Source organism: Cytophagaceae bacterium, assembly GCA_016722655.1.
Classification (GTDB): domain Bacteria; phylum Bacteroidota; class Bacteroidia; order Cytophagales; family Spirosomataceae; genus Leadbetterella.
Window position 1 is genome coordinate 23,589 of record JADKIR010000002.1, and the last position, 13,481, is coordinate 37,069.

General features: G+C 31.8%; 13 protein-coding genes. 5 read left to right on the plus strand and 8 right to left on the minus strand.

Annotation, left to right across the window (positions count from 1 at the left end; translation table 11 throughout):
* Nucleotides 1–3 precede the first annotated feature (3 nt).
* The 5 genes from IPP61_00315 to IPP61_00335 all read right to left on the minus strand — a co-directional run bounded on the left by IPP61_00315 (nucleotide 4) and on the right by IPP61_00335 (nucleotide 3,588).
* Nucleotides 4–699 (minus strand): hypothetical protein, encoded by a 696-nt coding sequence (locus tag IPP61_00315; GenBank protein MBL0323623.1) that lies wholly within the window; start codon nucleotides 697–699, stop codon nucleotides 4–6.
* Between the two features lie 35 nt (nucleotides 700–734).
* On the minus strand, nucleotides 735–1,688 hold the full coding sequence (locus IPP61_00320; GenBank protein MBL0323624.1) for a hypothetical protein: 954 nt from the start codon (nucleotides 1,686–1,688) through the stop codon (nucleotides 735–737).
* 53 nt (nucleotides 1,689–1,741) lie between these two features.
* On the minus strand, nucleotides 1,742–2,599 hold the full coding sequence (locus tag IPP61_00325) for a hypothetical protein (protein MBL0323625.1): 858 nt from the start codon (nucleotides 2,597–2,599) through the stop codon (nucleotides 1,742–1,744).
* 12 nt (nucleotides 2,600–2,611) lie between these two features.
* On the minus strand, nucleotides 2,612–3,250 hold the full coding sequence (locus IPP61_00330; GenBank protein ID MBL0323626.1) for a hypothetical protein: 639 nt from the start codon (nucleotides 3,248–3,250) through the stop codon (nucleotides 2,612–2,614).
* Nucleotides 3,251–3,330: 80 nt separating this feature from the next.
* Nucleotides 3,331–3,588 carry a hypothetical protein gene (locus tag IPP61_00335; GenBank protein ID MBL0323627.1) on the minus strand — a complete coding sequence of 86 codons (258 nt, stop codon included), beginning with the start codon at nucleotides 3,586–3,588 and terminating at the stop codon, nucleotides 3,331–3,333.
* A gap of 233 nt (nucleotides 3,589–3,821) precedes the next feature.
* Here IPP61_00335 and IPP61_00340 point away from each other — a divergent pair, with 233 nt between their 5' ends.
* From IPP61_00340 to IPP61_00360, 5 genes are all read left to right on the plus strand, one after another.
* The gene (locus IPP61_00340) at nucleotides 3,822–4,049 is read left to right on the plus strand and encodes a hypothetical protein (GenBank protein ID MBL0323628.1); all 228 of its coding nucleotides are present in this window, start codon (nucleotides 3,822–3,824) and stop codon (nucleotides 4,047–4,049) included.
* Nucleotides 4,050–4,061: 12 nt separating this feature from the next.
* Entirely contained in the window at nucleotides 4,062–4,274 is a 213-nt protein-coding gene (locus IPP61_00345; GenBank protein MBL0323629.1) for a hypothetical protein, read from the plus strand.
* A complete protein-coding gene (locus IPP61_00350; GenBank protein MBL0323630.1) occupies nucleotides 4,271–4,558 on the plus strand; it encodes a hypothetical protein in 288 nt (95 codons plus the stop codon). The genes IPP61_00345 and IPP61_00350 overlap by 4 nt, the downstream gene beginning before the upstream one ends.
* A 224-nt stretch (nucleotides 4,559–4,782) precedes the next feature.
* Complete coding sequence (locus tag IPP61_00355; protein ID MBL0323631.1) at nucleotides 4,783–5,304, plus strand: hypothetical protein; 522 nt, start codon at nucleotides 4,783–4,785, stop codon at nucleotides 5,302–5,304.
* Between the two features lies 1 nt (nucleotide 5,305).
* Nucleotides 5,306–5,542, plus strand: a complete 237-nt coding sequence (locus IPP61_00360) for a hypothetical protein (GenBank protein ID MBL0323632.1) — start codon at nucleotides 5,306–5,308, stop codon at nucleotides 5,540–5,542.
* A gap of 233 nt (nucleotides 5,543–5,775) precedes the next feature.
* On the opposite strand, the gene IPP61_00365 is transcribed toward IPP61_00360, so the two are convergent.
* Genes IPP61_00365 through IPP61_00375 form a run of 3 tightly spaced genes read right to left on the minus strand, consistent with a single transcriptional unit; the run spans nucleotide 5,776 to nucleotide 13,360 of the window.
* Nucleotides 5,776–7,611 carry a hypothetical protein gene (locus IPP61_00365; protein ID MBL0323633.1) on the minus strand — a complete coding sequence of 612 codons (1,836 nt, stop codon included), beginning with the start codon at nucleotides 7,609–7,611 and terminating at the stop codon, nucleotides 5,776–5,778.
* A complete protein-coding gene (locus IPP61_00370; GenBank protein MBL0323634.1) occupies nucleotides 7,608–9,455 on the minus strand; it encodes a hypothetical protein in 1,848 nt (615 codons plus the stop codon). Before IPP61_00370 ends, IPP61_00365 begins: the two co-directional genes overlap by 4 nt.
* Nucleotides 9,455–13,360 (minus strand): tape measure protein, encoded by a 3,906-nt coding sequence (locus IPP61_00375; GenBank protein MBL0323635.1) that lies wholly within the window; start codon nucleotides 13,358–13,360, stop codon nucleotides 9,455–9,457. The genes IPP61_00370 and IPP61_00375 overlap by 1 nt, the downstream gene beginning before the upstream one ends.
* Nucleotides 13,361–13,481 lie beyond the last annotated feature (121 nt).

Below are 13,481 nucleotides of genomic sequence, written 5' to 3' on the forward strand. Positions count from 1 at the left end.
TTTTCAATATGTCGGCCTAATTTTAAAGCCGGCATTACACCGCAATAATGCTGAATTTGGCCTTGTAACTTGCAATTTTTCACGATTGCCTAAAGTCGAATGATTTACTATCCAATATGATATTTCATCGATAAAAAAGTAGTTTGTTTCATCCTGAGATAAAATTTGTCTTAAAACACAATATTTGTTTTTAACAAAATATAAAACATCAGATTCTAAAAAAATCTTTGGGTATGGTTTGTAGCTATCTGTTTGTGTTTGTGGCGGATTTGTGTCTAAAACGGCAATTACTGAATTTGGAGTTTTTGCATAAGCATTTACCCCAATTGTAAAAAGCCAATTCACCAAGCTATTTGATCCGTTGAAATTATTTTCGCAATAGTCTCTTAATAAATTAATTCCAGAATCATCAAGTGGATAATTAACTAAAAAATCCTCTGATTGTTCAACCTTGATAAGTTTGTCAAGAATCCGGCTCAAGTGACCTTTAACCGGATTCTTAAACACTGACTTACGATATTCTTTGTCTTTCTTTGCCTCTTTTGGCCTTTCCAAATTTAAAAAAGCTGGATAATCATCACCAAAAGTTTCATTAATCTCATTTGCTATTTTAACAGATTCATCATAAAACGAATGTTTCAATTGATTTTCTTCTAAAATCAACTTTAATTTTTCCTGAATATCTGTTATCGTTAACATCGGATTTTTAAATCAAATTAAGAAAGAAAAAATTATCAAGCTGGCTTAGTTACAATTTCCATGCAATATTCACCAACAACACAAGCACTTGATATTGCCAAAACGCGGAATTTTCTTTTTGTGTTGGCCGGTTGAGCATTTACAGTTACAATACCGGTATTTTCATCAATCAAAGTTCCAGTAGGCAACCCACCACCACAATCTACATGAAGTTCCCATTTCAAACAGTTAGTTTGTCCTGTAACATTGAAATCAAGTGTAGTTGTCAAAGTTCCGGCTGCAACTGCCGTAAATACATTACAAGGACTCCCGCAAGTATCTTTTGCAAGTTTTAATGCATCCAAAGTAGGATCTGTAATTGTCAACTTAGTAAATCCTTCCAATTTACTTGCATCTACATTACCATAAGGCACTGGCTCACCATCGCCCAAATAACGGAAAGAAAAACCACCGTTAATAATATCTGCAGAATTGCCGGTTATCTCATGTCCGATCCCAAACCATGTTACTTTTTTACCTATAACCAAATGTACTTTACTTTCAGTCCAATACACAACGTCATAATTTACAAGGTTCTGACGTAACCAGTTCATCCACTTTACCGTTTGAGTTGAATAAAAATATTCATACACAAACTCAAATACGTTATTTACTTCTCCGGTTGGCTGTGGGTCGTTTTGTAACCCATATGTTACCGAAGCCATCTTTTCCTCTGGCTTTGATTTTTTACCGTTTAAATGCCCATTTGGGAAATAATACGCCTTACCAGATAGTTGTAAAGCTCTAATAATGTCAATGACATCATCTGCAGCAGTAGTTCCATCTGAAATCAACGCTTCGGTAACATCTTCGGCCTCTAATTCGCCTTTTTCAACCAATGCAAGTGCTATGATGTTGCTTTTTTCGCTTCCAGGGGAAGTTATAAAGTTTTCAAAACACTGTACATTTTGTGAGCAAGCCATAACGAGATTAATTCCGCTAATGTTCATGTTCTTTTTTCGTTTAAATTTAAAAATATAGTTTTTTTTGCCGAAAACTCAAATTAATTACAACCAAATTCGCCTGTCAATATGGTAACAGTACCTATATTTTCTGTTGGCGTTGTTGTCGTCGTGCCATTCCATACATAACCTCCAGCCGGATATGAATCTCCCGCCTTTGAAAGTGATTGATTAACTATGTTAATTACAGTTGTCGTTTGTTTTACCGTCCCATCAGAACACCTTACAATATTATAGTATAAAGTTGTTGCTGGACATCCAGTTTCGCCAACCAATATAGAAACTTCCCCTCTAAAGTTTGGTGCTGTTGTTTGTGTCGTTCCATTCCAACGGTGCAAGCCGTGTATTGGGTGCGAAACTCTCTGATTAGCAACCGTTAATACGGTAGTTGTTTGATAAACGTTACCATCAACGCATGAAACAATATTGTAGAATGTTGTTGGCTCAACTGGCGGTTCTTCACAATTAGGCAAATTGCCACCGCAATAAATACAATCTTCTTGTGCTAATACACCTTTGGCGATAACGCCACCGTCACCATCGTACACCTCACGATAGAAATCTTTTTCAGAACATATAAGCCGGCCTGTTAATTCACCTGAAGGTTTATCGGCTGCATCAATTACGCAATCGGTTGAAATTCTTCCAACAAATGCAGAACATGACTTACTAACACAAGATGGAGTGTTTATTTCACACCAAATTTCAGTGGCATAAACCAATGGATCACCAACTGGTATTAAGGCTAATCCACCGTTAATTATTCCGTCACCAATTTGTCCGGTGCTATCATGCAAAGTGACTTCGACACCATCCAACAACAAATCAGCACCTACCAACACTTCAGTAGATCCTTCTATACAAAACTCTAATATTTTAGGCGTTTTACACTTTCCCATTTTTTAAAAATATTATACGCAACTTGGTTCAGTACCTCCACAAAGATAGCAATTTTCTTGCACTACAATCCCGGCAACCTTTTGACCATACTCATTAAATACCTCTTTATGCAAGTCGGTATCAAGACAAATAAATGCACCTGTCAAAGTTCCTTCTGGTAATATTCCACTTGCATCAATGCAACCAACTTCACCGCTTACATATTCACCAACTACATATTCACAACTTTGTACATTGCAATTATTTGTGTCAACAAAACAGTATATTACATTACCAGTTTTAAGTGGAGAATCTAATTTTATAAGACATTTTGCATCTTTTACATATCCAAACTCTCCTGTATTTAAGTAAATTTTTAGTCCATTTGGAAGTTCAGTTGCATCAATAAGAACATAATTACTACCGTTATAAATGCCGTTTAGGAAGTCTGGTTGATGACAAACGAAATCAGAATCTTCAACATTTATTTCAGTGTAAACAAATTTCATTAAATCATTTGGTTCACCTAAAATAGCAAATTGAAAAGTTTCATTGAATTGAACTTGAAAACTTCCTGATTCGTAACTAACCCAAACAAACGATTCATCTGGCTTTACATTTCTTACCCATGCAGTTTCCCCATGTGAAAATATGCCAAAATCAACAGCCATCAATAATTCATCAGTAACTTGAATTATCTTGTTTTGATCACCTGCAATAGTGTAATAAGTACCTGAATTAGTAGGTAATTTTATTGGGGTAGTATCCGTTTTTTTTTAAGCTCAATAAATGGTGAATCTGAAATCAAATAAAACTTGTAACCGTTGTAAGTTGACCAATTGAAATTAGGGATACCACTAATAACCGAATAAGTAGCAACCCCGATATTTACCGGAATCTGACCAAACTTTTCATTAATATTAGCGGTTGATGTATAATCTTCATTTATTTCTAAAATGAAATCTTCATCTATTCCGTTTGATAACTTGATAAAATCAAAATGAATCATTTAAAACAAAGTTTTTTTTGATTTGCGATTTGCCTGAATTGGCCATTGGTTTGTGGGCAACTAACCCACCGTTGTAGAAATTCAATTCAAATATAAATAGTTTTTGATTTAATTGTGCAAAGTTTTTTTTATTGAGTATTTTAAATAATTTAACAAAAATATTTAAATATATTTTTTATTTAGAAAAATAGTAGTAAATTTGTGTCATAAGAAAAGTTAAACAATAATTTATAATGGAAAAACTGGAATTTAAAGGAACGAAAGAAAATTTTGATTTAAATCAAAAAGACTTATGGATAGATGAAAACATCGACCGATTAAGTGAAGAATTTGAAGAGTATTGGTCTAGTGAGATTCTTTATTCTGGAAGCGTTTGGGATATAGACAAAGATGCTGTTAGGGAAGAATTTTTTGACGAAAAATATTCAGAAAGTATAGCCATCGAAAAAGCACTAAACTAACCATCAATCAAAATGACAGCGAAAGAAAAAGCATTTGAGATATTTGACAAATACCAATTTGCAAGTATTTATTTCACAGACAAATCAGAAGGTAGTTATAAAAATGCAAAAGCATGTTCTAAAATTTGTGTAGATATTATTCTAAATGAATATAATTGCTTGATACAAACAAAAGCACATGAAAATTATTGGAATGCAGTAAAACAAGAAATAGAAAAATTATGAAAGATTTATCATTACTTCCAAACAAAGAAGGTTTTGAATTTATTGCTGTATTAAAAAATGGAAATATTGTAAAATCAAAGGTAATTAAAGACGAAAACGGGTTGCATAGGTTTCCTGAGTTTAGTAACTCGATAGGATGGTTAGATTTAAAAATTAAAGCCTTTAGGAACAAAAAAACGGGGTCTATTGATTGGAGGGGTAATCACGAACTTGCCACAATTTACGGAGATAATTATTATTTAAAGCAACCTGATTTATATGAGCCAATTTACGGGAATATTTAAAAACGAAATATTCAATGTTAGCACTTTCGTAGCACTTGCATACAACGTATGGTGCTATACGAAGGAGGCGATTGTTAGCACTAAAGTTGATGCTGAGTACAAATGTTTGTTTAACCACAAATGTTTCTGCGGAGTACCGAACCGCCTCTTTTGTATAGCCCTTGTTGTATGCTGGTGCGGTTTTGAAGCACTAATTTTAAATTAAACATTAAACATTCTAAGATATGGAAAAAGAAATAAAAGAGTTAAGCGTAAATGAAAAAATAAGTTTTCTGATAGAACTTTATGAAAAAGAAAGACAAAAATTAATTACTGTTATCAAACCTTACTTACAAAAACAAGAGTATAGTTTAGCAAAGGAATACCAAGATAAATTAAATAGCATTAATGAATTTATTGGTCAATTAAAGATAATAACATTTGAAGAAGAAAACAGATTTATATTAACCACCTTCGATGGTGTAAGTAAGTTTATAGACGATAAAGTCTTTTCAGTTGAAAATTCTCCTTCTTTAATAGACACAATAATGTGCCTAACTGTTTCTGACAATATAACAGAACTATATCCACGAAGAATATTTTTTTCAACTTTAGAAAAAGCGGAAGAATATATTGTTTTAAATAAAAGTTGTTTGAGTATTAGAGAAATTGCCGTAATTATAGGAGAATGTAATAATACTACCTATATAGACCTTGATAGATTAACTGTAAAACTAAAAGATATTGTAGAATCAAAAATAAATTAAAATGAAAAACCCAACAAAAGAAAAAGCAGAGGAGTTGCTGGATAAATACAGAACACATATAAGAAAAGCAGATGTATATAATCATTTAGTTCAGGAAGATGAAATTTATTTAGCCAAACAATGCACTTTAGTTTATCTCAATGACATTATATCGGAATGTGATAGTTTTGATTTCTATGATTGTCGTTTGCGTAAGAATTTTTGGAATGCAGTAAAACAAGAAATTGAAAAGTTATGAAAATAATTCACTTAAATTTTTTATCATTATCATATGTATCTTTAATTTATAAAGTAACTTATGAAAAAGAAACTGGAATATTCTTTAAAAGAATAACAGGATACCAATAAGTTGTTTTTATTGAAGTTGTTAACGGCAAATTTGGAACATATGCAAAACAATATAATACTGGCGATCGTGTAGAATTTATGAACGACCATCACCTAAGAGACTTAATTGTTAATCATTATGAATTAACTACACCCAGAAATACAATTCCTCATGTTTGATGCAATATTTCCATCTACAACCAAAAGACCGGATGCACTTCTAATGTCCTTCACTCCTTGTCTTTGTTGCTCAATATCATATTCGCCTTGCATTTTATAATTTACCCCGGAAATATTAAGATAATCACACTTTAATATTTTTAACAAAAAACTATGTTCTAAACTTGAAATTGGCTTAGTTACAAAATTACGTCTGTTTTGAATTGTCGTTTTACCCCTTACTATTTCACCATTTAAATTTTCGTTTAATTCTTCCGTGGTAAATGGAAATACATCTTGCAAAAATATGGGTAATCTCAAAGAGAATATCTCATTTTTATCAAATTCAAGCCCGTATGTATTTGTTTCATTTGAAAAACTTACAAGATCTTCATCAATATCATTAACCACCTCAATAAGTGTTGTTTTGGCAATTTCCTGATTATGCTGGTTAAATAAAATTCCCTGATAGCACCCAAATTCTTTAGCCTCAAATTCAAAAATCATGCTTTTTTTATCGCAACAATTAACAGAAGTGCAAAGTAATCCTACATCTGCTATGTTTGAATCATTTCTTGCGTATCCTGGTGTTGCGTAACAATCTAATGTACTTCCTTCTTCCGAATAATGTAAGAAAGTGCTTGAATTGGCACCAATTAACCCATAAGCTACATCAATTGAACTATCGCCATCTTTTGCTACATAATAATTGGTTCCCAAAGTGTATGCGTTACCCTTTGCCACATCATTACAAACAGAAATAGCATATTTGTCTTTATTTGCAGTTGCCGTTGTTTTTGTTAATAATGCTTCAATTTCAGGATTATTTGTATTTGAAACTAAACGGCTACCACTCAAAGCAACTGGATTAATTGACGTTCCTTTTGCTAATCTAAACCTATTTGTATATGCGTTAAAAAAAGCATCAATTGTCGTTTGTGTATCCGTATCGCTCGCAACGATTCGAACTCCATTTATATCAAAAACATTTCCGGACCTTACATCAAAAGTTTTTACAGTGTAATAATCATAAGTTGCATCCGTTGAAAGGTATGTAAATGTAATTCTCGGATTATTTCTATTAATTACGGTTCTCAATCCATTATCTGAACTAACCGCAATTGTGGCACTATTTGGAATGCAATAATATTCAGAATCAGGATGTATTTTAGATCTCAAATCATTTTCACTATCTCCGCTTTCAACTAAAATAGTCAATCCATCCACTGTGAATTTATTTCCTTCTTGAAAGTCCGTAAAATTTAGTAAATAGCATTTAGTCCCTATCACTTCCTCCGTTGCAATAAATGTTTTTTGCAAACAAGGTGCATTTTGGTTAGGGATATTGTAATCACCTATCGAAAGAGTTACACTTGTCCCACAATTATAACAATCATCTGATTGCCTGAAATTTATAATATTACCATTTGATTCAACATCCCAGCCTTTTGCTTTATTGAAATGATTTACAATTTTCGTGATATATTCAGATAGCGAATTTGCTTTTGATTTAAATGTTTTACCAAGTTTTACGCCTCCGATATTTATTGCAAATTGTTTATTACCGTTTGAATCATAGTTTTTCACCCTTAATCTAAAACTACCTCTTTTCATGCACGAAAAAGGAACTAATCGACCGTCTGAAACTTCAATTTCTGTTGATTCAGTACAATTCAAAATATCGTATTTAAAAAACTTAAAATTATAGTTTGACCGTCCAATCATCATAGATGCATCAACCGGAAATCTTAATTTATCGCCAATTTTGCATTTATATTTCTGATTGAAATTTGTTTCTGATGATTTTACTAACTGGATCATATCAATTCACCTTTAATATTTACAAATCCTTTTCCATTCACCTGCAAATTTAAGTTAATTTCATCGCACTTGATAAATTTATCTTCACCACAAGCAACAATCCCAATTTCATTTAATTCTTTAAATTCTTCAAAATCTATTACTGCATCAAATTCGCATTTCATAGGCATCTTTTCGCCAAAATTAAAAGAACTGTTTTCAAAATTACCACCAATAACCATGGAAATATTACCTTCCCCGGATGCGAATTTTATTTCAGAAAGATATTGTAATTTTCTGGCATTATATTGTAAAACATTCAAAGGAGTGTATTTTAAATTATAAACTCCTCCGGAAAGAATGATATTTGCAACCGGGTTGTATTTTGTAATACTTTCTATTGATCCGTTTTCTGTGGCAATCAAAAATATATTTTCATCAAATTTATGTTCTTTTTGATTTTCATTTACATCATATTGCAACCTCCTTTGTTCTTCGATTATATACCCGGCTGTGATAAAATCAGAAACTAAACTTAATTCACGACTTCCAAATGAAAGATTTGATTCATACGTTCTTATTGAATTATGTTCTAATCCTTTTAATTTACTTTCACTTTGCCAAGTACTAAATCCAACTTTTACACTCGAATAAAGCCGGTCAATGTCTGCATATTCACGGTATTTTGTCGCAACGGCATTTATAAAACTTGCATTTCGTGAATTATTACTTTGCGGCTCAATCCTCAATTCGTTCCCTTCAAAGTCAAGTTTTAGGTCATATAATGCATCAAAATTAGAAAATACATATTCAAGGCTTAAATTAATATCAGACAATATTCCCCGGATATTATTTCCATTGGTCAAAAAATCACCTTTCCCATACCCAGATTCAAAAAAATCAGATTTAACAATAATATTTGGACTTATTTTTTTTACAATTTCTTTGAAAGCATCAAAGGCATAAATTCCAAAACAATCAGATTCATTTGCAATTTCGCTGTCATTTGGATCATCTGTAATTGCAATATTGGTACCGGAAATAAAATTAATCTCATACGGCACATTTATCGTACTATCTTGTAGTGATAAGGATATTTTATATCCTTCCAAAACATTTATACTTTGATTTAGCGAATATTGCCTTAATGTTACAACTCCAGATGCATGGATATATGATTGTAATAATGTGTCTGAAATAGTACTCCCACCGCCATTTTTTACCGTTAATTTTATGTCGTAATTATGGGTAAGATTTTCAGACCAATTGATTGAACCCATTATTTTTACAATTCCATCTTTTTGAGCAATAAACAAAGTACCGTCTCCGATTGTTGCATCTTGCATTCCTGTAATCTTGTTATCAGATTTTAACGGAATTCCGATATTCAAATGCACCCCGGTAGTTGTTACTTTGAATTTTGATTGAGTGCCTAATTCGTAATTTCCTCCAGATATATAATTCTTTTTTGTTAGAACTATTTTTGATTGTGGAGTTATCGAATAGTCAATCAACCTTTTTGAATTAACTAAATCCTGGTATGGATCACTGGATAGGTTAATTGATATTTTGCAACATTCAATATTTTGATAGGTTGAAAAGTCAAGACTTCCGATAAAAATCGTTTGGTCACAATATTTTAATTCAGCTTTTACACTTGCATTTACTCCATCAACTTTTAACAGTGACTTTATTAAATCAACTGTATCGGAATCTGAAATTTCAAGACCTTCATTATTATCAAAATATCCATAAGTACCAACCACAAACCCATTGAATATTTCAGACCTTACTTTTGTTAAAATAAGGTCAATCAAATTACTTGGTTGAGTTACTTCGGTATCGTTTAAAAATAACTTATACATTATTTCAGTCTTTTATTTTTAAATTTAGTGACATTGTTTTTGGTTTCAACATATTTTGAAAGTCCTTTTTCATCAAGATTGAAATTTTGAATCGGGATTTTACTTAAAACAGATTTTACTTCTTTCAATTCTTCAACTACCGGCTTCATATTGAAATTTAAAAGATATTGCATTGCTGCGTGTTCTTCCAATTTATTTAATGCCGATTCTTTGATTTTTAAAGGCTGTAATCCTCCGTCAAGGATAGATTTATAGTTAATGGCATATTCTATTGTCTTATGCATATTTAACCCTGCATTAAGCCTTTTTTCGTTCAAATCACCTCTTATTACTCCTTCATCATAGCTCAATAATGCAAGATTCTTATCAACTCCTTTTTTCCCTCCTACTTTTTCGGTACCTGTGTTAAATTTCGGTAAGTTTAAGTTGTCAAAATTCAAATTTGGCAAAGTCCAATCTCCAATACCATTTATTAAAGTATTGATTGTATAAAGTCTTTTTGCAATCTCATTATATTGGTCGGCTGTGATTTTCCCGGCATTATAAGCATCCAACGCTTTAGCCATAATTTCATCATAGCCATTTTTGATAATGTCCTGAAGAATTTTAAATGATTCTGCCAATTGCTCATCTTTCGCTTTTGTTATTGCTACTATTGAATCATTGTGTCTTTGTGTTTCAGTTTCAATATTTGCATTTTTTGTTTTTTCAGCTGCCTCAATTGCCAAATTTTTAGTAGTAAGCCTTTCGAGTTCATTTGCATTATATTCGATTCTTAAAGCCTCAATTGCATCTTCACCATCTTTTATAATTTTTTCGGTAGCTGAATATTCCTTGCGTTTTTGTTCCTCATTTGATAAAACAAATTTTAATTCTTCCTGCAACCATTTTTCAACTTCTGAAAGTGCATTATCTCTCGCTTGTATAGCGGCATTTATGCCGTCTATTTCGACTTGTGACATTTCCGGAGTAATATCCTTTATTTGACTTGCATATTGATTGAATATGTAGGCTCTTTTTGCGTTATAATCAGCATCTAATGAAAGCCTTGTGTCTTGATTTGTCAATAATGCAATTAATTGCTGATTGGTTTGTTCTTGGATAGCCAATGAAGCTGCACCAAATGCCGTATCTGCTAATACTTTTTCAAGATTGTACTTGTCATTTATCGCTTTTACGGCTGCATTATATTCAGAATTAATATTGTCAATTTTCTGACTATGTAATCCATTTTCATTTGTAACAGCTTTATTGTAATTGTCAACTATCTGTTCCCCGATTAATATTTCTTGCTGTAACCTTCTTTCAGCATTATCAAATTCACCTAAATCAAGCCTTAAAGTCGTATTGAAAGTATCAATTAATCCTCCATAAACTGATTTTATTGATTCAATGTCGGAAGATGTAAACATTCCATCCATCGCTTTAATGAATGCCTCTCCTGCTGCTTTCATTTCTTGATAGTATTGTTCCATCTTTGCTTTTTGCTCATTTGCGGCACCCATTACCCAAGTATCCATTGCTTGAAACAATGACTGAACGCCTCCAACTATTGCCCCAACATAATTACCCTGTGCTAATGCATTTACTGCCCCTGTCACGCTTTTTCCAACATTTAACCATGCCCTTTCTTGTTCAATAGCTGCTTTTTCGGTTATTGATGTAGCTCTTGAAAGTTTCTCTTCTAAATCATCATTATATCGATCTAAAATAAAATTTGAAATAAACTCAAAAGATTGTTTTGCTGCTTCTTTAAAATCTTCAGCTAATTTTTTTTTCTTATCTGAAATATTAAGTAATTGTTGATATTCTTCTTCTGTTAAATCTCTTAATGCCTTGTTAAATATTTTTCTTGCAAGCATTTCAAAGTCCATTTCTTCATCAAGTGCTTTTTTCTTACGCTTTTGATATTCTTCTTCTATATTTTCTTGCTCTTTTAATTGGTCTTTTTTATCCTTAATTTGTGTTTCTCCTTCTTTTCTTTTTAGTGCCGTTAGTTCTTTTTCAAGTTTTTCAATTTCAGCTTTTAAATCTTCTTCCTGCTTTAACTCTAATGATCCAGATGACTTTTTAAGAAGCAATTCGCGTTTCTTCTGTTTTATTTTTTCATTAATTAAATCAATATCAATTTGTAAAATTCTATCAGAATATTTTTTTTCAGCATCTTCAATTTCCTTTAGAGTCTTTGCATTATTTATGACTTCCATCATATCATGGTAAGCCAATAGTTTAGACCTTTCAGCTAATGATTCTCTTTTGGCTTCGATATTCTTTTTTGAAGATTCTGACTCATCTTGACTTTGTTTTATTAGCCTTTTGTATTGTTCATCAAATGGCTTTCTCATTATATCATCGGCATCTTTCATTGCCTTTGTTAATGTTTTCAAGAAACTAGCCCATGCCTTTTCATTTTCTTCTTGGTCTTTTTCTAATGCTTTTTGTTTATCTAATGATCTTTTTAAAAGTTCTTTTTTTTGTTTTTCTGTTAAACCTTCATTTTGTTTTACAATGTTATTTGTGGTATTCTCACTTTCATCAACAATAGCCTTTTGAGTCGTTTTATTTGTGCCTAAAATGCCTTTTTGGCTGTCAGTCCAAAGATTTCCAATTCTTCCAACATTCTTTTTGAAATTATCGGCAACTGCTCCAAAAGTTGCATTTGTATCAATTTTAAAATCTCCACCAAAGAAATTTAAAACCTTTTTACCAGTATTTATCAGGGCATTAAACGTGTCTGCAAGTGCCTGTGTTAATGTAATTGCACCAATTAATCCTGTACCAAGTCCTTTAATGGCATAAGAAACAACATCTACCCAATATTGCAAAAATTTAGATGCATTTCCGGCCCCTGTGATGTTAAATATTACATCTGACAATGTTTCTATCAAATCCCATAATGCACCCCCTACATTCTTAATTGCACCCCAAACAATCTCATAATAATCAAACATTGTGTTTAGTACATTATTATATTGAGTGCCAATTGTAAATGCTTCTTTAATTACATCTATGAAGTTTTTAAATCCATTTGCAGCCGAAAGAATCCATTTTGAAATAGTTTCAATAAACAATGAACTCTTATTAAAGTCTTGTAATCCTTCAATAAAGTTATTTACAAAAACATTCCAAGCACCGCCAATTGTTTTAAGGTTTGATTGTGCTTTATCTCCGTAAACTTCTTCGAGTGCTTTTGCGAATTTTGGTAAAGCATCTTCTGCCAAAACTTGACCCTGCTCTAGCATTTTGTTAAGTTGCTTTTCGTTTACCCCTAATGCTTTTGCCATTATACCAAAACTTCCTGGAAGACGCTCCCCAAGTTGTCCACGGAGCTCTTCGGCAGATATATTGCCTTTTGAAAACATCTGGCTAACAGCACGTAAACTTCCTTCAATTGAATCATTTGAAAGTTTTAATGCCGACCCTGCTTTTATTATTGATGCATAAATATCCTGTCTTTGTTTTAGACTTAAATTTGTGCTATTTGAGGATGCAATAAAATTGGTATATGCCTGTGTCAAAATATTTACATTTTGACCATATTTTTGTGATAAATCAGTAAGGAATTTTAGTGAGTTTTCGTAGTCTTTATTATTTTTTACAACATTACTAAGTGCAATTCTTAATTTGTCAGTTTCTGCCATTAATCCAATCATTTGCTTTGTGTAGTCTATGATTTTATCAACAGCAAATAAACCAATCATAGTAGCTCCGATATTTCGAAACATGGTATTGGTTTTTGAACCAGTATCATTTAATGAATTTAGATTAGTTTCCTGCTTTTTGGCTGCATCACTTGCTTTTGTAGTTTCACCTTGTAATTCTCTTTCGAGGTCTGCAAGTCTTTTAAGATTATTTTCGGCATCTTTAGTGATAGCCTCTGCAATTATCCTAATTCGAGTATCCATTTCAAATATTTTGTTTAATTTTGAAACGGATTTTTAAGTTTTGCCAAAAACTAATCCAAAAATAAAGGGTAATATTGATTTATTACCCTTTTTCTTTTAAAATGTTATTTACCTTTTTGTT

Excerpts from the sequence above, each read along its gene's own strand:
- IPP61_00330 (MBL0323626.1), bottom strand. The coding sequence starts at position 3,250 with ATGGCTGTTGATTTTGGCATATTTTCACATGGGGAAACTGCATGGGTA.
- IPP61_00360 (MBL0323632.1), top strand. The coding sequence starts at position 5,306 with ATGAAAAACCCAACAAAAGAAAAAGCAGAGGAGTTGCTGGATAAATAC.
- IPP61_00355 (MBL0323631.1), top strand. The coding sequence starts at position 4,783 with ATGGAAAAAGAAATAAAAGAGTTAAGCGTAAATGAAAAAATAAGTTTT.
- IPP61_00315 (MBL0323623.1), bottom strand. The coding sequence starts at position 699 with ATGTTAACGATAACAGATATTCAGGAAAAATTAAAGTTGATTTTAGAA.
- IPP61_00345 (MBL0323629.1), top strand. The coding sequence starts at position 4,062 with ATGACAGCGAAAGAAAAAGCATTTGAGATATTTGACAAATACCAATTT.
- IPP61_00340 (MBL0323628.1), top strand. The coding sequence starts at position 3,822 with ATGGAAAAACTGGAATTTAAAGGAACGAAAGAAAATTTTGATTTAAAT.
- IPP61_00325 (MBL0323625.1), bottom strand. The coding sequence starts at position 2,599 with ATGGGAAAGTGTAAAACGCCTAAAATATTAGAGTTTTGTATAGAAGGA.
- IPP61_00320 (MBL0323624.1), bottom strand. The coding sequence starts at position 1,688 with ATGAACATTAGCGGAATTAATCTCGTTATGGCTTGCTCACAAAATGTA.
- IPP61_00370 (MBL0323634.1), bottom strand. The coding sequence starts at position 9,455 with ATGTATAAGTTATTTTTAAACGATACCGAAGTAACTCAACCAAGTAAT.
- IPP61_00350 (MBL0323630.1), top strand. The coding sequence starts at position 4,271 with ATGAAAGATTTATCATTACTTCCAAACAAAGAAGGTTTTGAATTTATT.
- IPP61_00335 (MBL0323627.1), bottom strand. The coding sequence starts at position 3,588 with ATGATTCATTTTGATTTTATCAAGTTATCAAACGGAATAGATGAAGAT.
- IPP61_00375 (MBL0323635.1), bottom strand. The coding sequence starts at position 13,360 with ATGGATACTCGAATTAGGATAATTGCAGAGGCTATCACTAAAGATGCC.
- IPP61_00365 (MBL0323633.1), bottom strand. The coding sequence starts at position 7,611 with ATGATCCAGTTAGTAAAATCATCAGAAACAAATTTCAATCAGAAATAT.